Origin of the sequence: Bradyrhizobium jicamae (assembly GCF_001440395.1) — a bacterium.
Lineage (GTDB): Bacteria > Pseudomonadota > Alphaproteobacteria > Rhizobiales > Xanthobacteraceae > Bradyrhizobium > Bradyrhizobium jicamae.
On the sequence record NZ_LLXZ01000004.1, the window covers coordinates 19,938 to 45,642 of the forward strand.

Consider the following 25,705-nt stretch of genomic DNA (forward strand, 5'->3'; position numbering starts at 1 on the left):
CCGCCATGCTCGCAACATATGAACTGACATCAGCCCAGCGCGACGATCTCCGCACCGTCGCTGCGATGATCATTCCCGCCAGCGACGAGTACAAGGTGCCCGGCGCGGATGACCCCGCCATCCAGGCCGACATGCTGGCGACGCTCGGCCGCGACACCGCGCTGGTCGCGCAGGCGCTCGATCACCTCGCGCGTCTCGCCGGCAAGCCGCTGGCGGAACTCGATGCGGCCAGGCGCAATGCCGTCGCGACCGAATTCCGTGCGCGGCGCTGCGGCAGCGACGCTCGTCCGCGTCGTCCTGCAATGCTACTACCGCGACGACCGCGTGCTGCGCTCGCTTGGGCTCGAGCTGCGCGCGCCGTTCCCGAAAGGCTACACGCTCGAACATGGCGACTGGGCGCTGCTCGATTCCGTCAAGGCGCGCGCAGGCAAGCTGAGGCGGGCCTAGCAGGCCAGCCCTGCGCCCATCGCAGGCACCTTGCGTAAGCGGTTCCCGGCCACCATCTGAGGAAGCCGAAGGAATCTCGCCATGCTGGATTTTACCTCAGATATCGCCGATGACGGGACGTCATCGCGAACGGCCGAGCCTGCCCGGGATAACGACCGGGCTCTGCTCGATGCCTATTCCAATGCCGTCATCGACGTCACCGAACGCGTCGGTCCCGCCGTCGTGCGCGTCGAAACCGGGCCGAAGGTGCGCAGCGCGCGCGAGCGCGGCGGGCTTGGCTCCGGCATCGTCATCTCGCCCGACGGCCTGGTGCTCACCAACAGCCACGTGGTCGGATCGTCGAAAGAGATCCGCCTGCGCGACACCGAGGGCTTCGTCACCGACGCGCATGTGCTCGGCGTCGATCCCGATACGGACCTTGCGCTGTTGCGCGCCGATGGCGCGCGCGATCTGCGCTACGCGTCGCTCGGTAACTCCAAGAGCCTGCGCCGCGGCCAGCTCGTGGTCGCGATCGGCAATCCGCTCGGCTTCGAATCCACGGTCACCGCCGGTGTCGTGTCGGCGCTCGGCCGTTCGATCCGATCGGTGAGCGGACGCACGATCGAGGACGTGATCCAGACCGATGCCGCGCTCAATCCCGGTAATTCCGGCGGGCCGCTGGTGTCGTCGGCGGCAGAAGTGATCGGCATCAACACCGCGATCATCAGCGGCGCGCAGGGCATCTGCTTTGCGGTCGCGAGCAACACCGCGCAGTTCGTGCTGTCGGAGATCATCCGCCACGGCTATGTCCGCCGCGCCCATATCGGCGTCGCCGGCCAGACCGCGCCGATCCCGCGGCGGCATGCCGTGGTCGCCGGCGTCGACAACGCGATGGGTGCGCTGCTGGCGCAGATCGAACCGGACAGCCCCGCCGCGAAGGCCGGCCTGCTGCCGGGTGATGTCGTGATCAAGCTCGACGGCGTCGAGATCAACGGCGTCGACGATCTGATCCGCGCCCTCGACCGTGATCGCATCGGTCGAACGCTCGCGATGGACGTGCTGCGGATGGGAAGGTTGCGCGGGGTCGATATCCATCCGGTCGAGCGGAAGCCGGTGACGCGGCAATAACGACTACGGCGCGGCGCGCCGTTTACCCCTCTCCCCTTGTGGGAGAGGGTGGATCGAATGAGCGTCAGCTCATTCGAGACGGGTGAGGGGTCTGTCTCCGCGGAGAGAACCCCTCATCCGGCGCGGATTGCATCCGCGCCACCTTCTCCCACAAGGGGAGAAGGGAAGAAGCACGCTACGACCGCAACGCCGCCAGTAACTCGTCGGGCGCTTCGGTCATGATCATGTGGCCGGCGCCCGGCACGACGACGGTGCGCGAATTCGGCGTCGCCGCCGCAAGCGTCCTGCCGGCCTTCGCGGGCGTCATCATGTCGCGCTCGCCGAGAATGAAGGTCGCGGGCACCTTGACCTGCGCTGCGGCCGCAAGCGCGTTCTGATAGGTGTTGCAGGCGTTGAGATCGCTGTACAGCACGCCGGGCCGGGTCTGCTGCAGCACGCGCTGCGCGCCCTGATGCATCCACAGCCCCGGCGCGAGGCTGCCGCCGAGTTCGGCCTTGAAGCCGAGGCCCCAGATCGAGACCATGTCGATGGCATCGGGATTGTTGACCTCGGCGGCCTTGAGCAGGTCGGGCCCGACCGTCATCGTGGCGGCGGTGCCGATCAGACTGAGGCCGGAGACCTTGTCGGGATGACGCGCGGAAGTCTCCAGCGCGATCAGTGATCCCATCGAATGGCCGACCAGCTTCGCCTTCGGCGCACCGGCGGCATCGAGCAGAGCGGCGGTCCAGTCGGCCATGTCGGCGATGGTCGGCAGCGGGCTGCCGCCCGAGCGGCCGTGCCCGGGCAGATCCGGCGCGAGCACCGAATAACCGTGATGGGCGAACCAGCGGCTGTGCAGCGCCCAGGTCGAATGATCGAAGCCGGCGCCGTGCAGCATCACCACGGCAGGCAGCGAGGAATCGAACGGACGGCCGCCGGTCGCAACGAACGTATCAACGCCATTGACGGAAAGCTGCATGGTTCAAACCTTCTGCGATGCGCGGAGCGCCTGGCCGAGATCGTCGATGATGTCGGAGACGGTTTCGATGCCGACCGACAGCCGCACCAGTTCCTCGCCGATTCCTGCAGCCTTGAGCTGGTCTGCGTCCATCTGTTGATGCGTGGTGCTGGCGGGGTGAATCACCAGCGTCTTGGCGTCGCCGACATTGGCGAGATGGCTGATCATTCGCAGCGACTCGATGAATTTTTTACCCGCCGCACGGCCGCCCTTGATGCCGAAAGAGACGATCGATCCCGCGCCGCGCGGCAGCAGCCGCTTCGCGAGTTGATAGTCGGGATGATTCTCCAGCGCCGGATGCAGCACCCAGTCGACCGCCTTGTTGGCGGTCAGCGCCTCGAGCACAGCAAGCGTGTTGCTCATGTGGCGCTCCATCCGCACGCCCAGCGTCTCGACTCCCTGCAGCAGCTGGAACGCGTTGGTTGGCGAGAGACAGGCGCCGAAATCGCGCAGGCCTTCGGTGCGGGCACGCATGATGAAGGCGGCCTGGCCGAACTGTTCGTCGAAGACGATGCCGTGATAGCCGGCATAGGGTTCGGTGAGCTGCGGGAATTTGCCTGACGCGTGCCAGTCGAAGTGCCCGCCATCGACGATGACGCCTCCGATCGCGATGCCATGGCCGCCGATCCACTTGGTCGCCGAGTTCATCACGATATCGGCGCCGAGCTCGATCGGGCGGCTGAGGAATGGCGTCGCAAAGGTGTTATCGATCAGCAGCGGAATTTTCGCATCGTGCGCGATCCGGGCGACTTCCGGGATGTCGAGGACTTCCAGCCCGGGATTGCCGATGGTCTCGCCGATCACGAGCCGCGTGTTCGGCCTCATCGCGGCGCGGAATTCGTCGAGCGCGCGCGGCTTGACGAAGGTCGTTGTGATGCCGAAGCGCGGCAGCGTGTGCGCCAGCAAATTGATAGTGCCGCCGTAGAGCGAGGAGGAGGCGACGATGTGGTCACCGGCGTTGAGGATGGTTGCGATCGCCAGATGCAGCGCGGCCATGCCGCTCGCCGTGCAGATCGCACCGACGCCGGCTTCCAATGCGGCGAGGCGCTCCTCGAGCACGGCGGTCGTCGGATTGGAGATACGGGTGTAGATGTGCCCGGCGCGCTCCAGATTGAACAGCGCCGCGGCATGGTCGGAATCCTGGAACACGTAGGACGTGGTCTGGTAGATCGGAACCGCGCGGGCGCCGGTGGCGGGGTCCGGTCGCTGGCCGGCATGCAGGCTGAGCGTTTCGAAAGCAGGCGGCTTGGGTGCGGGCATGCGGGGCTCGTCAGATCAATTGGTGGCGGGAAGGTATGCGGTAGCTCAGACGTGCACGGCGGTGCGGACGCGGCCGGCATCGCCGAACACGCGCAAGTAACGTTCGATCTCGGACGACGTGCCGGTGGCTTTCTCGGGATTATCGGACAGCTTCACCGCCGGCCGCCCATCGACCGATGTCACCTTGCAGACCAGCGAGATCGGATCGAGGTCGGCGGAACCGTCCGGCGCGCAGCCGACGAAATCATTGGTGAGGTTGGTGCCCCAGCCGAAGGAAATGCGGACCCGTCCGGCGAAGTGGCGATAGGTCTCCTCGATCGAGTCGACATCCATGCCGTCGGAGAACACCAGCAGCTTCTCCTTGGGATCGCGGCCCTTCTGCTTCCACCACTTGATGATGTCCTCGCCGGCCGCGATCGGCGGCGCGCTGTCGGGGCGGAAGCCGGTCCAGTCGGCGACCCAGTCCGGCGCGTCGCGCAGGAACGGCTTGGTGCCGAACGCGTCGGGTAGCGCAATCAAGAGGTTGCCGCCGTAGGTATGGCGCCACTGATCAAGGATGCGGTAGGGCGCCCAGCGTAGCTCCTCGTCGGAATTGGCGAGCGCGGCCGCGACCATCGGCAGTTCATGCGCGTTGGTGCCGATCGCTTCGAGGTCGTTGTCCATCGCCAGCAGCACGTTGGAGGTGCCGGTGAACGAAGGGCCCAGGCCCTCCTTGACCGCCTCAACGCACCAGCGCTGCCAGAGATGGCCGTGGCGGCGGCGGGTGCCGAAGTCCGACAACCGCAAGCCTTCCAGCTTGCGCAGCCGCTCAACCTTGGACCACAGCTTCGCCTTGGCGCGCGCATAGAGCACGTCGAGCACGAAGCGTCCCTGTCCCTTGGTCGCCTGCCGCGAGCGCAGTTCGTTCATGATCGCAAGCGCGGGGATCTCCCACATCGTGGTGTGGGTCCAGGGTCCATGGAAGTGCAGCTCGTACTGGCCGTCGACCTTGTTCAGCTCGTATTCGGGCAGGCGGAAGTTGGCGAGCCAGTGGATGAAGTCGGGCGAGAACATCTGGGTCTTGCCGTAGAACGTATTACCGGCGAGCCAGATCAGCTCTTTCTTGGTGAAGCGAATGCTTCGCGCATGGTCGAGCTGCGCGCGCAACTCGCCCTCGTCGATGATCTCGGCGAGGCGAACGTGCTTGCTGCGGTTGATGACGGAAAAGGTGACGCGCTGATCCGGATAGAGATCGCGGATCATCTGCAGCATCAAAAGCTTGTAGAAATCGGTATCGAGCAGGCTGCGCACGATCGGATCGAGCCGCCAGCCGTGGTTATAGGTCCGGGATGCAATATCGGTAACTGCCATGCCGGAACTCTATCGTGCCGAGGCTCGCCCAACCAGTGGGTTTTGCCCCCGGCATGGCAGCTCAGCGCACATGTTCCCGCCGGATACGGTTAATCGCAGCATGAATATCCTTCCAGACCGGCCTGTCCGGGGCAAATTGTTGCCTGAGATAGACGATTAGCTCGGCGACCTGGCTGTCGGTCAGGCTGTCCTTGAAGGCCGGCATATAGCCGAGGTCGGTCACGGCCGGCTTGGCGATGCCGTGCAGGATAACCTGGATCAGATTGTCGGGCGAGGCGCTGTGCAGATTGCTGTTCAGCGCCAGCGACGGCCGGCTGCCGAACAGCGGCGCGCCGCCGACCTCGTGACAGGCAGCGCAGGCGCCCTGGTAGATCCGGGCGCCGACGCTGGATGCGGCCGCGCGCGTAAGGGTCGAGGTTTCGAGTGTGGCCGCGAGTGCCTCCTGCGCAGCGCGATCCATCGACGTCGCGTTGAACGAAGCGAGATAGACCGCCATGGCGCGGATATCGGAATCCGGCAATGCGGCGAGCTCCGTCACTACCGGTGCCATTGGCCCGGCGGCGACGCCGTGCAAGCGGGACTCGCCGGTTCGCAAGTAAGCGTATAGTTCGTCCTCGCTCCACGGGATCGGCGCCTGCGACAGCGAGGTCAGCGCCGGCGCTTCCCAGCCTTCGGCGAATCCTCCGGCAAGGTGAGCACCAGCCACTTCCGCGCCGAGCGCATTGCGCGGCGAATGGCAGGCGCTGCAATGGCCAAGGCCTTCGACGAGATAGGCGCCGCGATTCCATATCTCGGATTTCGCCGGATCAGGCTGGAACGCGGCGGGCGTGTGGAACATCGCATTCCATCCCGCCATCAGCGGGCGAACGTTGAACGGAAACGCCAGTGTGCTCGTTGGCGTCTCCGCACGCACCGCCGGCTGCGCCATCAGATAGGCGTAGAGCGCCTGCATGTCGGCATCGGTCGTTTTCGCGAAATGGGTATAAGGGAACGCGGGGTAGAGGTGCCTGCCATCGCGATGAATGCCCTCGCGCATCGCGCGCTCGAAGGCGGGATAGGACCATGCGCCAATGCCGGTCTCGATATCGGGCGTGATGTTGGTGGAATAGATCGTGCCGAACGGCGTCGGCAGCGGCTTGCCGCCGGCATTGAGGATGCCGTTCGCAGAGGTATGGCAGACCGCGCAGTCGCCGAGCGCGGCGAGTTGCTGGCCGCGCGCGATGGTCGCGGCCGAATAAACCGATGCATCGGGACGCGCGATCGGCGCGATCGTGCGCCACGGCAGTGCGGCGGCGCCGATGCCGATTGCAGCGGCGCACAGGGCTGCCGCGGTTGCAAGCATACCACGTCCAGCAAATGGATTCTGCCACGCGCGCGCGGCGGCGGAGTGGGGCGACGATGCGGGCAATGCTTCCGGCGTCGTCGGCTCGTCGCCACGCAGCCCGCGCAAAATGCGTTCCGGCGTGAACGGCAATTCGCGGAAGCGCACGCCGGTCGCGTCATAGATCGCGTTGGCGATGGCCGCCGCGCTCGGCACGGAAGCGGACTCGCCGACACCGAGCGGCGGCTGGTCCTGTCGCGGCAACATCAGCACGTCGATCTCAGGCAACTCGGGAAACTTGATGATGGGGTAGGCGCCCCATTCGCGCGCCGTCACGGACGTGCGGTCGAACGACACTTCCTCCATCAATGCACGGCTGGTCGACTGGATGACGTTGCCGTGGATCTGATGGCGGACGCCATCCGGATTGATCATCAGGCCGGAGTCCTGGCCTGCCACGACACGCGTCACGCTGACGTCGCCAGTCGCCTTGTTGACCGCGACATCCGCGATCCATGCCGACCACGCCGCGCCATAGCCGGGAAACTTGCTGTGCACGTAGAGCGCATAGGCAAAGCCGCGCCCGCGCACGATATTGCCATCAGCCTGCTTGTCCTCGCGCACCGGCCGCGGCTTCCAGCCGGCGCGTTCGGCCACCGCATTGACGAGATCGATGGCGCGCGGATCCTTCAGGTAGCGCAGGCGGTATTCGATCGGGTCGACGCCGGCCTCGCTGGCGCATTCGTCGATCCAGGATTCATGCGCAAACGTGTTCGGCAGCGCCGAGACGCCGCGCAGCCATGCGGCGCGGACGATCGGCGGCATGTCGTTGGCCACGACGCGCAGATTCTCGTAATCGTAGGGCGGGATCGCGGTGCGGTCGCCCATCTCGAAGACCGCGGGCGTGTGCGGGACGGCGCCGGTCAGCAGCAGCGCCAACGTCGGCGCGCCGTTCGAGGGATAGCGGGTCGCAAAGTCGTAACCGGCGACGCTACCGTCGGCATTCAACCCGCCATTGACATCCATCAATTGCGCGGCGCCCTTCGGCTCCCATGCGTGCTCCTGCTCGCGGGTCAACTGCACGCGCACGGGGCGGCCGACGGCGCGCGACAGCAGCACCGCATCAGCGGAAACGTCATCAGCGCAGTTGCGGCCATAGCAGCCGGCGGCTTCCAGCCGGATCACCTCGATCTCGGCTTCGCGCCGGTGGATCAGCCGTGCCAGATCGGTGCGCAGATGATGCGGGTTCTGGGTGCCGGACCAGATCCGCGTCACATCCTCCTGATAATCCGCAACGGCGCAGGATGGCCCGATCGATGCGTGCATCTGATACGGCCAGACGTAGGTTCGCGGCATCGGCTTGGCGGCGCCGGCAATTGCCGCCTCGACATCGCCCTTGTCGATCAGCTTGCGCGGTGTCGACGGATTGGCACGCAGCGCGGTCTCGATATCCTTCAGATCAGGCAGTGTCGGCACCGGCTTCCAGCTCACCTTGAGCTGCGCCGCGGCCTTGATCGCATTCTCCTCGCGCTCGGCGACAACGCCGACGAAATCGCCGATATGCACGACGGCGACGAGGCCGGGAATATCGCGCACCGAGGACTCGTCCACCGCGATCAGGCTGTTGCCGATGAAGTCGCCGACGTCGACGCCGGCATAGGGTGGACGGACGACGCGGCCGTGCAGCATGCCGGGGATACGCACATCGTGCACATAGACCAGTTCGCCAGTCGCCTTCGCCGGCAAGTCGACGCGCGGAACGGATTGGCCGACGATGCTGTAGGCGCTGACGTCCTTCACCGGAGCGTCATCGGCAAGTTCGAGGCGAATGCTCTCGCCTTCGATCAGTTCGCCGTAGCTGACGCTGCGATTGTCCTTGCCGCGGACCAGGCCATCCTCAATGACGAGATCCTCGACCGCAAGCTCCAGCCGCTCCGCCGCGCGCGCGATCAGGAACTGCCGCGCCTGCGCCGCGGCCTTGCGCAAAGGCACGGCGGTGATCTGGATCGTCTCGCTCGCAATCGTCGCGCCCTGATTGGGTACGAGCGCTGTATCGCCGAGTACGATCACGACGCGCGCAAAGGAGACGTCCAGCTCTTCGGCAACGATCTGCCCGAGCGCAGTGCGGATGCCAGTGCCGAGATCGACGTGGCCGTTATAGGCGGTGACCGATCCGTCGGATGTGATCCTGATGAAGGTCTCGAACTTGACGGCCTCGACAGGGGAGGCGGGACGAACGACGGACAGCGTGCCCTGCGGGCGGTTGCGATCTTCAGTGTCCGGCGCAGCCATCACGCCTGCGCCTCAACGACATGACCTGCAGCCCGCATCGCGGCGCGCATGATCTCGATATGCGCACCGCAGCGGCATAGATGATGGCGCAATGCTTCGAGCACCTCGTCTTCCGAAGGTTGAGGCGAGCGCAGCAACAGTGCCTTGGTCGTGATGATCATGCCGTTGAGACAATAGCCGCATTGCGCGGCCTGTTCGCGGATGAAGGCCTGCTGCACGGGATCGGGATGCTCGCGCGAGCCGAGGCCTTCAAGCGTCACGATGTCGCGCCCGGCGCAGCCTTCGATCGGGATCACGCAGGAACGCGCCGCGACGTCATCGATTAACACGGCGCACGCGCCGCATTCGCCAAGCCCGCAGCCGTATTTCGGGCCGTTCAGTGCGAGGTCGTTGCGCAGCACGTAGAGCAATGCGGTATCGGGTGCGGCATCGACATCGTGAGTCTTGCCGTTGACGGTCAGCCGCATCGTGCTCTGCGTCATGCTCCCCCAATCCTCGTTGCGTTGCAAAAACCGGCGCTGGATGCTTCGCGAAAGATACCGTTTGTGTACAAACGTGCAAGCCGCGCAATCCCGCGCTGCAGCGTGTTGCTCGCTTTATGAACAAAGGGGCGAGGCAAATGCGGTATTATACGGCAACCGTGCTTTTCGACCTCGATGGCCGCTTGACAGCGTTCCGGTCCGCGCGCAACATCATTCGTATACGAACAAATGGTCAGGACCGCAGACGCGGCTATGATCGGCGCCTCGAACGAGCAGGCTTGTTCATGACCGATGCGACCGTCGCCGCCGGCGACAAGATCCGCTGCGATGCCTGTCCGGTGATGTGCTACATCAAGCCGGGCGCGGCAGGCGCGTGCGATCGTTACGCCAATCATGATGGCGAGCTGGTGCGCGTCGATCCGCACATCGTGCTGGAGCGAACGGTATCGCATGGTGGGCGGCTGGTGCCGTTCCAGGCCGGCGGCGACTGGGATGGCAAGCTGGTTCACGAGCCCAGCGTGTTCGTCACCGCGATCGGCGCCGGCACGACCTATCCCGATTACAAGCCCGCGCCCTTCATCGTGTCGTCCGAGGTTGATGGCGTCGACATGGTCACGGTCGTGACCGAAGGCATTTTCAGCTATTGCGGCGTCAAGGTGAAGATCGACACCGACCGCTATCTCGGCCCCGAAACGGCAACGGTTCGGGCGGAAGGCGAAGCGATCGGTCATGTCACGACGAGCGAGTACGGCTCGCAGATGCTGTCGCTCGGCGGCGTACATCATCTGACCGGCGGCTCCAAGAAGGAGGGCCGCGTCACTTGCGATGCGCTGATGGATCTCTCCAACTGCAAGCCGGTGGAACTGACGATCGATGGCGGCGCCACGGTCGTCGTGCAGGCCGGCCGTCCGCCGATCGTCAACGGCATGGCTGAAGAGCGCATGCGGGTGGGGTGCGGTTCGGCAACCATCGGCATGTTCGCCAAGCAGTGGCATGGCAAGGTCGACGAGGTCGTGGTTGTGGACGACCATATTACCGGCGTTCTCAGCGAGCATCAGGCCGGCAAGCTGCTCGATATTCCCGATACCGGGATCAAGATGAAGGGGCGGCGCTCGACGCCCGGCCGCTACTTCCAGGTTGCCGATCCCGGGACGGGGTGGGGCGGCACCAATATTTCCGATCCGCTGTCGGTGCTGGGGCCGTTCAATGCGAAGGAGGCGCGGCCGGGGCTGACCATGCTGATGGTTTCGACCACAGGCGAGCACGCGGCTTACTACGAACTCGACGAGGCGCTGCGGCCGGTCGAGAAGCAGATGCCGCCGGACCTGCAGTTCTCGGTCGAACGTATCCAGGAAAACTGCGAACCGGCGCTGTGCACGGTGCTGTTCATGGGCGGCGCCGGCGGCTCGCTGCGGGCCGGCGTCACCGACAATCCGGTGCGGCTGACGCGCTCGGTCAAGGATGCGCTGACGCGGGTCACCAGCGGCGGCGCGCCGGTTTATGTCTGGCCCGGTGGCGGCATCACCTTCATGGTCGATGTCACGCAGATGCCGGCCGGCGCGTTCGGCTATGTGCCGACGCCGGCGCTGGTGGCGCCGATCGAGTTCACGCTGAAACTGTCCGATTATGCCGCGCTCGGCGGCCACATGGATCACGTGCGCCCACTGGCGTCGTTGCGGGAAAACAGCGAGTTCCGCCCGATGCCCTACATCCCCGGACGGCGCGCATGAAACGGCTCCCGCAAATCGCGCTTCTTCCTGACGGCAAGCGGTTGCATTTGCAGGACGGTCCGATCGATCTGATCATCGAGGCGAAGGGTAGCGAGGGCAGTATCCGCGCCGCCTACGAGGCTGCAGCAAGGCGCTTCGCCGGCCTGCTGGATGAGTTATGCGAAGAGTTGGTCGAGTTGCGGACGGCTGCCGAGCCGGTCCCATGCACGCTGAACGGCGTCATCGCGCGGCGCATGCATGCGGCAGTGGCGCCGTTTGCGGCCGAGGCGTTCATTACGCCGATGGCGGCGGTGGCAGGGAGCGTTGCGGAAGAAATTCTTGGCGCGATGTTGCGTGTTTCCCGACTGGACCGCGCTTACGTCAATAATGGTGGCGACATCGCGCTGCATCTCGCCGGTGGCGAGGAGTTCACTATCGGGCTGATGGACCGCCCCGATCGTCATGGCGTGATGCAAACGATGACCATTAATGCCGACGATCCCGTGCGCGGCATCGCGACCAGTGGACGCCACGGCCGCAGTTTTTCGCTCGGCATCGCCGATGCGGTCACCGTGCTGGCGCGAACGGCATCGCAGGCGGATGCGGCGGCGACCATCATTGCCAATGCTATTGATCTGCCCGGCCATCCCGCCATCATCCGTTGTCCGGCGAACGAGTTGCAGCCTGACAGTGACCTCGGCGCGCGCCTCGTCACCCGCGATGTCGGCAAACTCCGCGAGGAGGAAATCGACCATGCGCTGCGGGCGGGAGCGAGCCGGGCGCAACAATTGCTTGTGGCAGGATTGATCGAAGGTGCGGCCTTGCGTCTACTTGGCGAGACCGTGATGGTGGGAGCAATTGGGACCGGGGCGGAAGCGCTGCCGGCGTTTCATGGAAGCGCGGTGGAAAGAGTGGCGCATGGTTGATCGGGAGCGAGGCGAGTAAAATGAGCGCGATCATTCGCAAGATCGTCACGGTGGTCGAGGAAACCCATCTGGAGATGGGTCAGAAGGTTGCGCCGCCGACCCGGCGGGCCGCTGCCATCGCTGTGATCGAAAATCCGTTTGCAGGCCGGTATGTCGAGGATCTCTCGCCGCTGATCGAAATCGGCGAGGAGCTCGGCGACCTGCTTTCAAAAAGAGCGGTGGCGGCGCTCGGCATCGACGGCGCCAAGGCGCACAGCTATGGCAAGGCCGCGGCGGTCGGCGAGAACGGTGAACTCGAGCACGCGGCAGCGATCCTGCACCCGAAGATGGGCGCGCCGGTGCGGAAAGTCCTGAGCAAGGGCGCAGCATTGATCCCCTCGTCGAAGAAACGTAGCGGTCCGGGGACGACGCTGGATATTCCGCTCGGCCACAAGGATGCGGCCTTCGTGCGCAGCCATTTCGACGGCATGGAAGTGCAGATCAATGACGCGCCGCGCGCCAACGAAATCATGGTCGCGGTTGCGGTCACCGACAGCGGCAGGCCATTGCCGCGCGTTGGCGGATTGACGGTTTCGGAAGTCAAAGGCGAAGACGGTTTGAGATAGTTCACAATAAATTGGAGGTAGGGATGCGACGGAGACACTTACTGGGCGCGGGGCTGGCGATCGTGGTCGCCGGCATGGCGAACACGGCCATGGCGCAGAGCGAGATCAAGATCGGCGAGATCAACAGCTATTCGCTGTTGCCGGCCTTCACCGAGCCGTATCGCAAGGGCTGGCAGCTTGCGGTCGAGGAGATCAATGCTGCGGGCGGCATCAACGGCAAGAAGCTCGTCGTCATCTCCAAGGACGATGGCGGCAAGCCGGCGGATGCAACGACGGCTGCCAACGAGCTGGTGTCGAGCGAGAACGTCGCAATGCTGACGGGCACCTTCCTGTCGAACATCGGTCTCGCTGTCTCCGACTTCGCCAACCAGAAGAAGGTGTTCTTCCTGGCCGCGGAGCCTTTGACCGACGCCATCACCTGGTCGAAGGGCAACCGCTACACGTTCCGCCTGCGTCCCTCCAATTATATGCAGGCCGCGATGCTGGTGGAGGAAGCCGCCAAGCTGCCCGCAAAACGCTGGGCGACGATCGCGCCGAACTATGAATACGGCCAGTCGGCGGTTGCGGTGTTCAAGAAGCTGATGTCGGAGAAGCGTCCTGACATCCAGTGGGTCGACGAGCAGTGGCCGCCGCAAGGCAAGATCGACGCCGGTCCAGTGGTGCAGGCGGTTGCCGCCGCCAATCCGGAAGCGATCCTCAACGTCACCTTCGGTGCCGACCTCGTCAAGCTCGTGCGCGAAGGCAATACCCGCGGCCTGTTCAAGAACCGCTCGGTGGTCTCGTTCCTCACCGGCGAGCCGGAATATCTCGATCCGCTGAAGGATGAGACGCCGGAAGGTTGGATCGTCACGGGATATCCCTGGTACGACATCAAGACGCCGGATCATGACAAGTTCCTGAAGGCATATCAGGCCAAGTTCAACGACTATCCGCGGCTCGGCTCGATTGTCGGCTACCAGACCATCAAGGCGGCCGCCGCGATCCTGGCCAAGGCCAATTCGACCGATCCGGAGAAGCTGATCGCGGCGACCGAAGGCCTGTCGATGCCGTCGCCGTTCGGCGAGATCACCTTCCGCAAGATCGATCACCAGTCGACGCTTGGTGCCTTTGTCGGCAAGACCGCGCTGAAGGACGGCAAGGGCATCATGGTGAACTCGGTCTATCGCAAGGGCGCGGATTATCTCCCGAGCGATGCTGAAGTGGCGAAGCTGCGCCCGAAGGATTGAGAGTGCTTCTCCCTCCCCCCGCGCTGCGGGGAGAGGGTCGGGGTGAGGGGCTATCTCCGCGGATCGAACTCGCAGAGGCAGCCGCGCACCGCCATCCAGGTCTCATGGTTCGAGACGCGCGGCGTGGCCGCGCTCCTCACCATGAGGGACTACCCGACCCTCATCCTGAGGAGGCGCGAAGCGCCGTCTCGAAGGATGAAGGCCCGATATTTCACCAACGCCGGACCGCCCATGGCCTTCTACTTCGTTCAGTTCCTGACCGGTCTCGCCAGCGCGGCGTCGCTGTTCCTGGTCGCGTCGGGGCTATCGATCATCTTCGGCGTGACGCGGATCGTGAATTTTGCGCACGGCGCGTTCTACATGCTCGGCGCCTATGTCGCGTTCACGTTGACCGAGCGCTTCGCCGGCGCACTCGGCTTCTGGGGCGGGATCGTCGCAGCGGCGCTGGTCGTGGCCGTCGTCGGCGTGCTGGTCGAGATGGTGCTGCTGCGGCGGATCTATCACGCGCCGGAACTGTTCCAGTTGCTGGCGACCTTCGGTCTCACCCTGATGGTGCAAGATATCGTGGTGATGATCTGGGGGCCGGACGATCTGCTCGGCCGCCGCGCACCCGGCTTTAAGGGCGCGGTCGATTTCTTCGGCCAGAACATTCCGAGCTATGACCTGTTCCTGATCGGGCTCAGTCCGGTCGTGCTCGGCATTCTCTGGCTGTTGTTCCAGCGCACGCGCTGGGGCGTGCTGGTGCGCGCGGCGACGCAGGACCGCGACATGGTGGCGGCGCTCGGCGTCAATCAGAAATGGCTGTTCACCAGCGTGTTCGCGCTCGGTGTGTTTCTCGCCGCGCTCGGCGGCGCGCTGCAGATCCCGCGCGATGCCGTGCACCATGCGCTCGACCTGCGCATCATCGTCGAAGTGTTTGTGGTAGTGGTGATCGGCGGGCTCGGCAGCATCATCGGCGCCTTCGTGGCTGCTGTGCTGGTGTCCGAGCTCAACGCCTTCGGGATTCTGATTTTTCCGAAGATCTCCATCATCCTGGTGTTCCTGGTGATGGCGGTCGTGCTGATCGTGCGGCCCTGGGGCCTGTTCGGCAAGCCGGAAGCCGCCGCGCGGCGGACGCCGGGGCTAACGGTCAATCCGTGGCGGCCGCTGACCTCGGCTGAGCGGTTGATGTCGGTCGGCGCGCTGGCGCTTGCGGCGATGCTGCCGCTGTTCGCCGGCAACTACGCGCTCACCGTCGGCTCGGAAATCGCGATCTTCGTGATCTTTGCTGCCAGCCTGCATTTCCTGATGTCCGTCGGTGGGCTCGCCTCGTTCGGCCATGCCGCCTATTTCGGGCTCGGCGCCTATGGCGTCGCGTTCCTCGCCAAGGCGGCGGGATTGCCGATGATCGTCTCGCTGCTGCTGGGTCCGGTGCTGGGGCTATTGGGCGCTGCCGTGTTCGGCTTCTTCGCCGTGCAACTCTCCGGCGTCTATTTCGCCATGCTGACGCTGGCCTTTGCGCAGATCGTCTGGTCGATCGCGTTCCAGTGGGTATCGGTGACCGGCGGCGACAACGGCATTTTGGGCGTCTGGCCGGACAAGTGGGCGGCGGGGCCGGCCGCCTTCTATTGGCTGTCGCTTGCAATCGCCGCGTTCGCCGTCGTCGTGCTGCGGGTGATCGTATTCTCGCCGTTCGGCTTTGCGCTGCGCGCGACGCGGGATTCACCGCTGCGCAGCGAGGCGATCGGCATCAACGGCAAGCGTGTGCAATGGACGGCCTTCGTCATAGCAGGCACGGTCGCCGGCATCGGCGGCGCGCTGTTCGCCTATCTGAAGGGTAGCGTGTTTCCGGACAGCCTTGGCATCTCGCTGTCGGTCGATGCGCTCGTCATGGTGCTGCTCGGCGGCGTCGAGACGGTTTCCGGCGCGGTCATCGGCGCCATCGTCTTCAAGGCGGCGAATATCTGGCTGGTGAGCCAGACCGATCTCTCGAAGCTGGTGCTGGGCGGCTTCATCGTGTTGATGGTGGTGGCATTCCCGAAGGGCATCGTCGGCACGCTGGAGACGATCTGGAATCGCCGGCGGTCCACTGAAGACAAGAAGTCCGCGCTTGCCACCTCCCGGGTGGAGGTCGCCGAATGAGCATGGTCCCGACATTGCTGAAGGTCGAAGCCTTGAGCAAATCCTATGGCGGCGTCCACGCCGTGCGCGCCGTGTCGTTTGAATTGCGCGCCGGCGAAATCCTGGCACTGATCGGGCCCAACGGCGCGGGAAAGAGCACCTGCTTCGACATGCTCAACGGCCAGAACACGCCGGACAGCGGCCGCATCACGCTTTTGGGCGAGGATACGATCGGCCGCAAACCACGCGCGATCTGGCGGCTCGGCGTCGGGCGTACGTTTCAGATCACCGCGACGTTCCCGACCATGACCGTGCGCGAGAATGTGCAGGTGGCGCTGGTGTCGTATGGCCGGCAATTGTTCAATCTCTGGGGTTCGACCGCGAAGTTCGCGCGCGACGAGGCGGGGCGGCTGCTCGATCTCGTCGGCATGGGCGGCTATGCCGAGCGTCCCTGCGGCGAGCTTGCCTATGGCGACCTCAAGCGGCTGGAGCTTGCGATCGCACTCGCCAACCAGCCGAGACTGTTGCTGATGGATGAGCCGACCGCCGGCATGGCGCCGCGCGAGCGCATCGAACTGATGCGGCTTACCGCGCGCATCGCCCGCGAACAGTCGATCGGCGTGCTCTTCACGGAGCACGACATGGACGTGGTGTTCGAACACGCGGACCGCATTCTCGTCCTGAACCGCGGCAGCCTGATCGCCGAAGGCTCGCCCGAGGAAGTGCGCGGCAATCCGCAGGTGCGCGCGATCTATCTCGGCGAGGGCCTGGTCTACGACGCGCGTCATCGCGAGGGAGCCGGCGCATGAAGCTGCAGGTCGCCGATCTCAACAGCTTTTACGGCCCGGCGCATATCCTGTTCGATATCGCGCTCGAGGTTGGCGAAGGCGAGGTGGTGGCTCTGCTCGGGCGCAACGGCGCCGGCAAGTCGACCACTTTCCGCTCCATTGTCGGCCTGGTCGAGAACCGCTCGGGCCGGATCATGTTCGAAGGCAAGGACGTCTCGCGCGAGCCGACGCATGCGATCGTGCGCGGCGGGCTCGGCTACGTGCCGGAAGAGCGCCGTATCTTCACCGAGCTGACGGTCGATGAAAATCTCGAAGTCGGCCGCCAGCCGAAGCGACCCAATGCGCCATACTGGACGCGCGAAAAACTGTTCACGCTGTTTCCCAATCTCGGCGAGATGCGCAACCGCCCGGGCGGACGCATGAGCGGCGGTGAGCAGCAGATGCTGACGATTGCGCGGACCCTGATGGGCAATCCGTCGCTGGTGCTGCTCGACGAACCATCGGAGGGCCTGTCGCCCAAAATCGTCGAGCAGATGGTCGACGCCATCCTGGCAATGAAGAAGGAAGGCGTCAGCATCGTGGTATCCGAGCAGAACCTGCATTTCGCGCGGCTGATTTCGGACCGCGCCTATATCATCGAACGCGGCAAGATCTGCTTCGGCGGCACGATGGCTGAACTCGACGCGCGGCCCGACATCCGGGACGCGCATCTGTCGTTGTGATCGGCGAGGGAAAGGGCGGGGGACGCAGATGGGAAGGAGTGTTTCGCCGAAACGAGCGGTCAAGCCGGCGCGGCCGTCCTATATTCTCGACGAGCAGATCGGCTTCGTCCTGCGTCAGGTCTGGCAGCGCCATGCTACGATCTTCGCCCGCGAGATCGGTATCAACCTGACGCCGACGCAATGGGCGGCGGTCTCGAAGCTCGCCGAGACCGGGCCGTGCTCGCAGAACCTGCTCGGACGGCTGACGGCGATGGATGTCGCGACCATCAAGGGCGTGATCGACCGCCTCACCGCGCGAGGCCTCACCGAGACCAGTCCGGACCCTGAGGACGGTCGCCGTCTGCTGGTGAGCCTCACGCGTGCCGGCCAGCAAGTGGCGGAAAAAGCTGCGCCGAATGCGCTGGCGATCTCGCGGGAGACGCTGGCGCCGCTTGACGCCAAGGAACGTGAGACATTGATCGCGCTGCTCGACAAGCTGCGGTGAATATCCGCGCTAGATCAGGCCAAGCACCAGCGCGATTGTGCCCACCAGAATGAGGCTGACGGCCCAGGTCGTATCCAGGTTGAACCAGCTCTGCGATATGAATTTGAGGCCGAGATAGCGGTAGGCGAGCCACGCGCAACATCCGCCGGCCGCGACCATCGCTGCGGCGTGGACGATGGCGACCAGCACGGCCATGCCGAGATTCGTGTTAATGAGCGCGCCCGCGGCAGCATGGCCGCGGTCCAGTTCGGCTTCGCGGCAGAGCCCGAGATAGATCGGCACCAGCATCAGCGCCGCGCCGTGCGCAAGCGCCACCGCGAACGACCACAATCCCAATTGCGCTGGCGATATCCGCGCCAACACCCTTGGATGGCGCCGGTTGGCGAGGCGGAAAAGACCGAAGGCGATGACAAGGAGGCTGGCGCCGATCTGGATCGTGCGCTGCCATTCGATGACGGCCACGAGCAACGCGAAGGGAAGGATTACGAGCAACATTGCCAGCAGATGGCCGGCCGTGAGCGGTCCCAGCGCAGCCACCAGCGCCCGCGGACTCCTCTCCATCAATCCGGCCGAAACGGCGAGCGGCCACCCCATGCCCGGGTTGACGCCGTGATAGAGGCCGCTCGCGATGACAGCCAGCCAGAGCGAAGCGAGTGTCCAGTCGGCTGCGCTCAATGTCAGACCGACGGATAGCAGAACGAATCCGTCGAGCAATCGCCGCCGTCGAGCCGGACCTGGTGAGAGCGGTAACCGTCGGGGAAATTCACCCAGTAGTCTTTCGCCAGTTCGAGGCCACCGTCCGGCTTCGCGTTGGCCATCACCATGGCTCCCGGAACACCATCGGGATAGAACTGATTGTCCCAGGTCGAGTAGAGCGAGTTGGTCCAGTACACCCGCTTGCCGTCGCGGCTGATCTCGACCATTTGTGGACCGCCGGCAAAGGCCTTGCCGTTCGGGTGCGGCGTACGGCGCGCGATCCCGCCGATGTGGACCGAGCCGGCCAGCTTCGGCTTTCTGGGATCACGAACATCGTATTGGCGCATCTCGCCGGTGCCCCAGCAGGCGACGTAGAGGAACTTGTCGTCCATCGACAGGTCGATATCAGATACCAGCGGGGGGACGGCGCCGAAGCCCTGCAGCAGCGGCGGCAATTGCTCCTTCGGCGCTGGTTCGGGCGGGATCGTCGCCGTCTTCTCGATGTGAAACTTGCCGCCCTCGCGCCACCAGGTCCAGATCGAGCCTTCGAGATTGGTGGTGTCGACCACGACGCCGAGAAAACCGTATTCCCTGATAGGATCATGCGCGGGACGCACTTCCAGCGCCATCTGATGGTTGGCGCCGAGATCGATGGTCTGCACATTGCGCCGGGCGCGCAGATCCCAGAAATGAATCCGGTGGCCGTATTTGTTGGAGAGCAGATCCTCGGGAACGATCCCGTTCTCGAATTGCGGCGGCAGCGCCCACTCGCTCGTCACCATGTAGTCGCGCGGCAGGTTCCACCAGAAGTCATAATGCAATGTCTGCGGACCGCGATCCAGCTCCCAGCGGCCGAGCACCTCGAACGTCTCGCAATCCATGATGAAGACGCCGGGCGGTCCGTCGGTCCCGTTCTTGCCGCCGCCGCCGAGGGTTGAGATGTAAATGCCTTCCGGCCCGCAATGGACGGTGTGAGGTCGCGAATATCCCGTCTTCCTGAAGATCTCTTCGGGCTCGATGATCTTGTGGATCGCCGCCTTGGTGGGATCCGGCTTGGTGTCGACGATGTAGATGCGGGAAGAGCGCATGCCGGGAATGATGAGATAGCGACGCTCGAGGAAGGCGTGTCCGGTCAGCGGCGAGAGCGACGACGAGCAGGCGTTCCAGCCGAAATGGTGAAACTCGTCGCCCTTGTTGGGCATCGTCACGGTGTGAACGATCTGGCCATAAGTCGACGAGCCTGGCTTGACGTCGATCACGGCAAGCGCATCCGGCTTCGAGAAGTCCGGGCTGAGCAGCACGGTATAGGCGAAGCTCTCCGGCGGAGCTTCCATGGCAAGCTTTGGCGAAGCGTGAAACGTGGGATCGGGCCGAATATTCATCGTACTGCCTCCCTGTTTGCCTCGATGGTCAGCAACACGGCTCAGCGGCACGCAGCAGCAAGAAATCACAGGGCGTGCTGAGTTCCTCTCGCGAGTGCCGCCGGCCGGGACTTTGCGCAATCGACCATACACCGCAAAGCGGCCGGCGAAAACAACGATGGTGCTACTGGTTCGGCGGCGGCACGCGCTGCCGGCCCTTATCCTTGAAATCACAGACGTATCAGCCGCGCGCCCTGCGCGCTGCTTGCGCGGCGAGAAACTCGCGCATCCTCGATTGCGGCTCGTCGGTGTTATACGCGCTTGCGAACGTATCGATGCCGGCAGCGATCGCGGCACGCAGCGGCAGGTCTTCCCAGGCGCGGATCAACGATTTCTGCAGGCGCACTGCAGCCGGCGCGCAGTCAAGCGCCTGACGGACGTACGCTTGCACCGCGTCGTCGAGTTGCCCGCGGGGCGTCACCTGTTCGACGAATTTCCATTCGAGCGCCTGCGCGGCCGTGAAGCTCTCGCCAAGCAGCAGCATTTGCCGGGCGCGCCCCCAGCCGACCAGCATCGGAAGCAGCGCGGCCTCGGCGACCGAAGGGATGCCCAGTCTGACTTCCGGCATGCCGAACACGGCGTTATCGGATGCTACGCGGAAATCGCAGGCGGCCGCCATTTCCAGGCCCGCGCCGAATGCGTAGCTCTGGATGCGGGCAATCGTCGGAACCGGGATGTCGCGCGCCGCCGCCAGGCAGGCGTGCACGCGCGAGATGAACGCATGTGCGCCAGCGGCATCGCGGAGGGCGGCCATTTCCTTGATATCGGCGCCGCCGATGAAGGCCTTTTCTCCGTCGCCGGTGAGCACCACCGCGCGCAACCGGTCACTCGCGGCCAGCGTGCCGACTTCTTCGATGAACTCGCCCATCATGGCGCTGTTCATCGTGTTGAGCCGGCGGGCGTTGCAGATCGTGACGGTCGCGACCTGGCCTTCCCTGAAGTCGTCGAGCGTCACGCGGACCTGCCGCGCCCCTGTGCCTGCGATCTCGCCATCCATGCCGCGTCAGCCGATCGCCGCGCGTTCGACGACACGGCGGAGAGAGGCGTTCGCCCTGAGCGACCCCATCGCCAGATGCGGCCGGTCGATCTTGCTTGCCCGGAAGCAGTCCGACACGAAGTCCGGTGCATGGCGCAACAGCAGCGAATATTGCACGGCAATCGCGATCTGTTCGGCAAGCCACCTCGCGCCCTGTTCGTCGGAGATCACCTGGTCGATCAAGCTATCGATTTCGCTCCACAGCGCATTGAGCACAGCCGATCCTGCGACGCGGATTTCACCGCGCAGCGCATCGCGCACCTGCGGTTCACGTCGGAGGACGCGCACGAGGTCGAGGCAGATGACGTTACCCGAACCTTCCCAGATGCCGTTCAGCGGCGCCTCGCGATAGAGCCGGGCCAGCAGGCCTTCCTCGACATAGCCGTTGCCGCCGAAGCATTCGAGCAGTTCCGCAACCAGCGGCGGCGTGCGCTTGCAGACCCAGAATTTTGCCAGCGGCACGAGGAAGCGCGAGAGCAGGGCTTCGGTAGCATCGGTTGCGGCGAGGTCCTGCGCCTGCGCCGCCCGCATGGTCAGCGCAAGATGCGCCTCGCTCTCCGCGGCAACGTCGGCGAGCACGCTTTGCATGATCGGCTGATCGACCAGCGCCCGCTGGAACGTGCGGCGATAGCGCGTATGGTGGATGGCCTCAGTCAGTGCCCGGCGAATGATGGCGGCAGAGCTGATCGCGGTTTCCAGCCGTGTCAGATGGGCCATCTCGATCAGGGTCGGGATGCCCCGGCCTTCCTCGCCGATCTGAATGGCGCGCGTGCCTGCGTATTCGATTTCGGAGGAGGCATTGGAGCGGTTGCCGAGCTTGTCCTTCAGGCGCTGGATGTAGAAGGGGTTGCGCGTTCCGTCGGATAGCGAGCGCAGCAGGAAGAAGCAGGTCACACCTTTCTCGGTTCTTGCGAGCGTCAGAAATCCATCGCTCATCGGCGCCGAGCAGAACCATTTATGGCCGGTCAGCAGATACTCCGGGCCAAATTCGCCGTCACCGGCCGGCACGGCGCCCGTTGCCGTGGCGCGCAGGTCGGAGCCGCCCTGCTTTTCCGTCATCGCCATGCCGATGGTGATGGCGCTCTTGTCCCTGAAATGGAGCGGCCGCGGATCGTAGGCGTTGGCGAGGATTTTCGGTTCGAGCGCGGCGGCCAGCGCGGGATTGTTGCGTATGGCCCTCACCGAGGCATAGGTCATCGAGGTCGGGCAGTTCACGCCCTGGTCCGTCTGATTCCAGACGTAGCTCAGCGCGGTGCGCGCCGCATGGCCGCCTTCGCGCGCGGTCCAGGCGAGGGAGTGCACGCCGTCGCCGAACACGAGCTGCATCAATTCATGATAGGCCGGATGAAACTCGACCGCGTCCTTGCGATGACCGAACCGGTCGAACGCGCGCAGCTCCGGCTGATAGCGATGGGCGAGACGCGCAAGATCCTGCACGCGCTCGTCGCCGGCGAGCTTGCCTGAACTTCTCAGGTGCGGCTCCGCACCATCAGCGCCCGAGCGCCTGACCGCCTCGACCAGCGCGATGTCGCCTTCAAACAAGTTGATCGACGGCAATGGGGGAGGCTGGTTCGTCACTTCATGGGTGGGCAGGATTCTGGCGGCGGACTCACTCATGACGCGTACTCCGTTTGGGACTGGAATTCTTGCGGCTGGGATTTTGCCGGTCGACCAGATTGAGCTCGACCAATGCCAGCGCGTCGACGCCGCTGCCGATTTCGCGTGTGCCGCTCGCGACCATCTGCAGCGCCACGCCGGTGATGGTTGCCCAGAAGTTTTGTGCGGCAACTTGCGGGCTCGTCATCATCTGCCAGCGCCTTTGCGCCATGAGCTCCGACGTCGCCCGCGCGCCTTGCTCATGCAACCGCTCGAGCGTCGCCTTGATCCGCGGCGCCAGATCGGCGCGGCGCCGCGCGATCAGCATGGCTTCGATGAAGGCGAGGACGGCGGGCAGGCCCGGGCCAAGCACGGAAGCCGCGAGCATTCGCGTGTACTCGCAAACCGATCTGGCCTTCCGCGCCTCGATCTCGGCGGCCTGTCCCGCTTCGAGGATCAGGCGGCCGGCGACCTCGACGAACAGGCCATCCTTGCCACCGAAATAATACGTCACCTGGTTTGGGAACACTCCCGCCGCCGCGGCGACCTCGATCACCGAGACGTCGGCAAAGCCGCGTTCGGCGAACAGGCGCGCCGCGGTCAGAAGGATCTCTCTTCGGGTGTGCTGGGCACCCGCGCGGACAGCACGTTCGGGCATCGACATGGTGGGAGCAGCCTATACCTATTTTTTGTAACACAAACAAAAAACTACTGTTACCATTGACTCCACTTCAAATGGATTGGTAACATTGTTATCATGAGCAAACCCGCAACCGCCGCCAAGGACTGGTCCGACGTCGTCAGGGGCGCCAAGCGCGAGCTGCTGCTGCGCGCCGCCCGCGACGAGTTCGCCGAGCAGGGGCTGGAGGGCGCCACCATGCGCGGCATCGCGGTTCGCGCCGGCTGCACCACGGGCGCGATCTATCCGCTGTTCGACAGCAAGGAGGCGATCTACGCCGAGTTGCTGAAGCAGTCGCTCGTGGCGCTCGATGCTTACGTCGCCGAGGCCGTAGCGGCCGCGCGGACGCCCGAGGTGCAGGTCGAGGCAGCCTGCGGAGCCTTCCTGAACTACTATCTCGATCATCGCTTCGAGATAAATCTGGGCCTTTACGCCTTTCGCGGCCTCAAGCGGCTCGGCGTCGGCAAGCCGTCGGATGACGAACTTAACCAGGCGCTGTGGAAGGTGCTGGAACGCATCGCGGTGCCGTTGACCGAACTGCGCGGCCTCAAACCTGCTGAAGTCCGTCCCTGGGTCGCGCTGCTCACCAGCCAGATGATCGGCGCGCTTGTGCTGCAGATCGCAGGGCGGCTCGATTTTCTCGATACCGGCGCGCAAACGCTGCTTCGCATGATGCTGGCGCAATGCCTTCCACCATCGACGGCGCGCAAGGGAGCAACGGCCAAGACCGCACGCAAATCAAAACAGTAAGGGAGTAAGCGCAATGGTTCGGATCGAAAAGCAGGGCGCGGTGTGGACCGTCATTCACAGCCGGTTTGCCGAGGCACGCAACGCGATGGACCCCGACAGTGCGGAAGCGCTGGTCGCAGCCTTCAAGGAATTTGACGCCGACGACAGCGCAAGCGTCGCGGTACTCTGGGGCGAGGGCGGCGCGTTCTGCGCCGGCTGGGATCTCAAATTCGCCAGCACGCTTTCCGACCGAGAAGCCTTTCAACGTCATGTCGTGGACGGCCTTGCGTTCCCCACCGGCGCAAACCCCGCGCCGCGCGGTCCGCTCGGGCCGACGCGGCTGGAATTGTCGAAGCCGGTGATTGCTGCGGTGGAGGGACCGGCGGTGGCCGGCGGCATGGAACTGGCGCTGTGGTGCGACATCCGCGTGATGGCTGAGAGCGCCTATTTCGGCGTCTATTGCCGGCGCTGGGGAATCCCGCTGCTCGATGGCGGCAGCGTTCGTCTGGCGCGGCTGGTCGGGCAGGGACGGGCAATGGAGATCATCCTCACGGGTCGCAAGGTCCCGGCGGACGAAGCGCTGCGGATCGGCATGTGCGAGCAGGTGGTCGAGAGCGGCGGCGCGCGCGCCGCGGCAGAGGCGATGGCGCGGGAGATCGCGCGGTTTCCTCAAGCGGCCGTGCGGGCCGATCGCCGCTCGGTGGTCGAAACGTATGGCTTGCCGGTCCGCGAAGCCTTGCGTCAGGAATGGACCAACGGCGTCGAAGCCATCTTCAAGGAGGGCGCCAACGGCGCCGCGCGCTTTGCAGCCGGCAAGGGCCGCCACGGCGATTTTGCGAAAATCTGATCTTGCTTTCCGAGGGAGCTGCAGATGGACAAAGTCCTCTACGAGCGCGATGGCCGCATCGCGCGCATCACGCTCAACCGTCCCGAAGTCATGAATGCGATCGACGACGAGCTGCCCGGCGCGCTTGCAGATGCGGTGGCGCGTGCCGATAATGATCCCGGAGCGCATGCGATCGTGCTGGCGGGCGCCGGCCGGGCCTTCTGCGCCGGATACGATCTGACGGCGTATGCCTCCGGCGACAAGGCCAACCGCTACACGCAGGAAATGCCGTGGGATCCGATGAAGGACTACGCGGCGATGTCCGACAACACCAGCAAGTTCATGAGCCTGTTCCGCTCGAAGCGGCCTGTGATCTGCAAGGTGCAGGGCTTTGCCGTCGCCGGCGGCTCCGACATCGCGCTGTGCGCGGACATGATTGTCATGGCCGAAGATGCTCGCATCGGCTATCCGCCGGTCCGGGTCTGGGGCTGCCCCACGACGGCCATGTGGGTCTATCGGCTCGGTGCCGAGAAGGCCAAGCGCATGCTGTTCACCGGCGACAAGATCACCGGCGTCGAGGCGGCGGCGCTCGGCCTCGTGCTGAAAGCCGTTCCGGCCGACCGGCTGGATGAGGAGGTCGACGCACTGGCGCATCGGATTGCCACCGTGCCGCAGAACCAGCTCATGATGCAGAAGCTGATGGTCAACCAGGCGCTCTACAATATGGGCCTGATGGGTACGCAGATGATCGCGACCATCTTCGACGGCATCACCCGGCATTCGCCCGAGGGGCTGAACTTCAAGCGGCGGTCGGAGGAGATGGGCTGGAAGCGCGCCGTCGACGAGCGCGATCAGGGCACGTTCGACTGGACCACCAATCAGCCGATCACAGAGAACAGGTAGTCG

The 25,705-nt window shown here is 64.9% G+C and carries 22 protein-coding genes and 1 pseudogene; 13 read left to right on the forward strand and 10 right to left on the reverse strand.

Features of this window, described 5'->3' with window-relative positions; all coding sequences use genetic code 11:
* Window positions 1–5: 5 nt before the first annotated feature.
* Both CQ12_RS01000 and CQ12_RS01005 read left to right on the forward strand, forming a co-directional pair.
* Window positions 6–447: pseudogene (locus CQ12_RS01000) on the forward strand (gluconate 2-dehydrogenase subunit 3 family protein).
* Between the two features lie 81 nt (window positions 448–528).
* Window positions 529–1,554: a S1C family serine protease gene (locus CQ12_RS01005; protein ID WP_057833503.1), complete on the forward strand. Its 1,026-nt coding sequence runs from the start codon at window positions 529–531 to the stop codon at window positions 1,552–1,554.
* Between the two features lie 175 nt (window positions 1,555–1,729).
* Here CQ12_RS01005 and CQ12_RS01010 read toward each other — a convergent pair whose 3' ends face one another.
* From CQ12_RS01010 to CQ12_RS01030, 5 genes are all read right to left on the reverse strand, one after another.
* Window positions 1,730–2,512 carry an alpha/beta fold hydrolase gene (locus CQ12_RS01010; protein ID WP_057833504.1) on the reverse strand — a complete coding sequence of 261 codons (783 nt, stop codon included), beginning with the start codon at window positions 2,510–2,512 and terminating at the stop codon, window positions 1,730–1,732.
* Between the two features lie 3 nt (window positions 2,513–2,515).
* The gene (locus CQ12_RS01015) at window positions 2,516–3,811 is read right to left on the reverse strand and encodes an O-acetylhomoserine aminocarboxypropyltransferase (protein WP_057833505.1); all 1,296 of its coding nucleotides are present in this window, start codon (window positions 3,809–3,811) and stop codon (window positions 2,516–2,518) included.
* 45 nt (window positions 3,812–3,856) lie between these two features.
* Window positions 3,857–5,161 (reverse strand): nicotinate phosphoribosyltransferase, encoded by a 1,305-nt coding sequence (gene pncB, locus CQ12_RS01020; protein WP_057833506.1) that lies wholly within the window; start codon window positions 5,159–5,161, stop codon window positions 3,857–3,859.
* Between the two features lie 61 nt (window positions 5,162–5,222).
* Window positions 5,223–8,774, reverse strand: a complete 3,552-nt coding sequence (locus tag CQ12_RS01025; protein WP_057833507.1) for a molybdopterin cofactor-binding domain-containing protein — start codon at window positions 8,772–8,774, stop codon at window positions 5,223–5,225.
* Window positions 8,774–9,256, reverse strand: coding sequence for a (2Fe-2S)-binding protein (locus CQ12_RS01030; RefSeq protein WP_057833508.1), 483 nt, complete (start codon window positions 9,254–9,256; stop codon window positions 8,774–8,776). Before CQ12_RS01030 ends, CQ12_RS01025 begins: the two co-directional genes overlap by 1 nt.
* A 284-nt stretch (window positions 9,257–9,540) precedes the next feature.
* Between CQ12_RS01030 and CQ12_RS01035 the strand changes: the two genes are divergently transcribed.
* The 8 genes from CQ12_RS01035 (at window position 9,541) to CQ12_RS01070 (ending at window position 17,816) form a co-directional block, all read left to right on the forward strand.
* A complete protein-coding gene (locus CQ12_RS01035; protein WP_083519067.1) occupies window positions 9,541–10,986 on the forward strand; it encodes a 6-hydroxynicotinate reductase in 1,446 nt (481 codons plus the stop codon).
* Window positions 10,983–11,891: a UPF0280 family protein gene (locus tag CQ12_RS01040; RefSeq protein ID WP_057833510.1), complete on the forward strand. Its 909-nt coding sequence runs from the start codon at window positions 10,983–10,985 to the stop codon at window positions 11,889–11,891. Before CQ12_RS01035 ends, CQ12_RS01040 begins: the two co-directional genes overlap by 4 nt.
* A 20-nt stretch (window positions 11,892–11,911) precedes the next feature.
* On the forward strand, window positions 11,912–12,496 hold the full coding sequence (locus CQ12_RS01045; RefSeq protein ID WP_057833511.1) for an amino acid synthesis family protein: 585 nt from the start codon (window positions 11,912–11,914) through the stop codon (window positions 12,494–12,496).
* Window positions 12,497–12,519: 23 nt separating this feature from the next.
* Complete coding sequence (locus tag CQ12_RS01050; protein WP_057833512.1) at window positions 12,520–13,722, forward strand: ABC transporter substrate-binding protein; 1,203 nt, start codon at window positions 12,520–12,522, stop codon at window positions 13,720–13,722.
* A 231-nt stretch (window positions 13,723–13,953) separates the two neighbouring features.
* The gene (locus tag CQ12_RS01055; RefSeq protein ID WP_057833606.1) at window positions 13,954–15,843 is read left to right on the forward strand and encodes an ABC transporter permease; all 1,890 of its coding nucleotides are present in this window, start codon (window positions 13,954–13,956) and stop codon (window positions 15,841–15,843) included.
* The gene (locus tag CQ12_RS01060; RefSeq protein ID WP_057833513.1) at window positions 15,840–16,631 is read left to right on the forward strand and encodes an ABC transporter ATP-binding protein; all 792 of its coding nucleotides are present in this window, start codon (window positions 15,840–15,842) and stop codon (window positions 16,629–16,631) included. The genes CQ12_RS01055 and CQ12_RS01060 overlap by 4 nt, the downstream gene beginning before the upstream one ends.
* The gene (locus tag CQ12_RS01065; RefSeq protein WP_057833514.1) at window positions 16,628–17,332 is read left to right on the forward strand and encodes an ABC transporter ATP-binding protein; all 705 of its coding nucleotides are present in this window, start codon (window positions 16,628–16,630) and stop codon (window positions 17,330–17,332) included. The genes CQ12_RS01060 and CQ12_RS01065 overlap by 4 nt, the downstream gene beginning before the upstream one ends.
* 28 nt (window positions 17,333–17,360) lie before the next feature.
* Window positions 17,361–17,816, forward strand: a complete 456-nt coding sequence (locus CQ12_RS01070) for a MarR family winged helix-turn-helix transcriptional regulator (protein ID WP_057833515.1) — start codon at window positions 17,361–17,363, stop codon at window positions 17,814–17,816.
* A 9-nt stretch (window positions 17,817–17,825) separates the two neighbouring features.
* Here CQ12_RS01070 and CQ12_RS01075 read toward each other — a convergent pair whose 3' ends face one another.
* The 5 genes from CQ12_RS01075 to CQ12_RS01095 form a co-directional block, all read right to left on the reverse strand.
* Window positions 17,826–18,491 (reverse strand): hypothetical protein, encoded by a 666-nt coding sequence (locus tag CQ12_RS01075; RefSeq protein ID WP_057833516.1) that lies wholly within the window; start codon window positions 18,489–18,491, stop codon window positions 17,826–17,828.
* Window positions 18,492–18,493: 2 nt separating this feature from the next.
* Window positions 18,494–19,894 (reverse strand): selenium-binding protein SBP56-related protein, encoded by a 1,401-nt coding sequence (locus CQ12_RS01080; RefSeq protein ID WP_057833517.1) that lies wholly within the window; start codon window positions 19,892–19,894, stop codon window positions 18,494–18,496.
* 220 nt (window positions 19,895–20,114) lie between these two features.
* Complete coding sequence (locus CQ12_RS01085) at window positions 20,115–20,930, reverse strand: enoyl-CoA hydratase (protein WP_057833518.1); 816 nt, start codon at window positions 20,928–20,930, stop codon at window positions 20,115–20,117.
* A 6-nt stretch (window positions 20,931–20,936) separates the two neighbouring features.
* Window positions 20,937–22,586 carry an acyl-CoA dehydrogenase family protein gene (locus CQ12_RS01090; RefSeq protein WP_157087925.1) on the reverse strand — a complete coding sequence of 550 codons (1,650 nt, stop codon included), beginning with the start codon at window positions 22,584–22,586 and terminating at the stop codon, window positions 20,937–20,939.
* On the reverse strand, window positions 22,579–23,229 hold the full coding sequence (locus CQ12_RS01095) for a TetR/AcrR family transcriptional regulator (RefSeq protein ID WP_057833519.1): 651 nt from the start codon (window positions 23,227–23,229) through the stop codon (window positions 22,579–22,581). Before CQ12_RS01095 ends, CQ12_RS01090 begins: the two co-directional genes overlap by 8 nt.
* A gap of 93 nt (window positions 23,230–23,322) precedes the next feature.
* Between CQ12_RS01095 and CQ12_RS01100 the strand changes: the two genes are divergently transcribed.
* Genes CQ12_RS01100 through CQ12_RS01110 form a run of 3 tightly spaced genes read left to right on the forward strand, consistent with a single transcriptional unit; the run spans window position 23,323 to window position 25,702 of the window.
* Complete coding sequence (locus CQ12_RS01100; protein WP_057833520.1) at window positions 23,323–23,994, forward strand: TetR/AcrR family transcriptional regulator; 672 nt, start codon at window positions 23,323–23,325, stop codon at window positions 23,992–23,994.
* Between the two features lie 13 nt (window positions 23,995–24,007).
* Complete coding sequence (locus CQ12_RS01105) at window positions 24,008–24,820, forward strand: crotonase/enoyl-CoA hydratase family protein (RefSeq protein ID WP_057833521.1); 813 nt, start codon at window positions 24,008–24,010, stop codon at window positions 24,818–24,820.
* A gap of 24 nt (window positions 24,821–24,844) precedes the next feature.
* Entirely contained in the window at window positions 24,845–25,702 is an 858-nt protein-coding gene (locus CQ12_RS01110; protein WP_057833522.1) for a crotonase/enoyl-CoA hydratase family protein, read from the forward strand.
* Window positions 25,703–25,705: the final 3 nt, after the last annotated feature.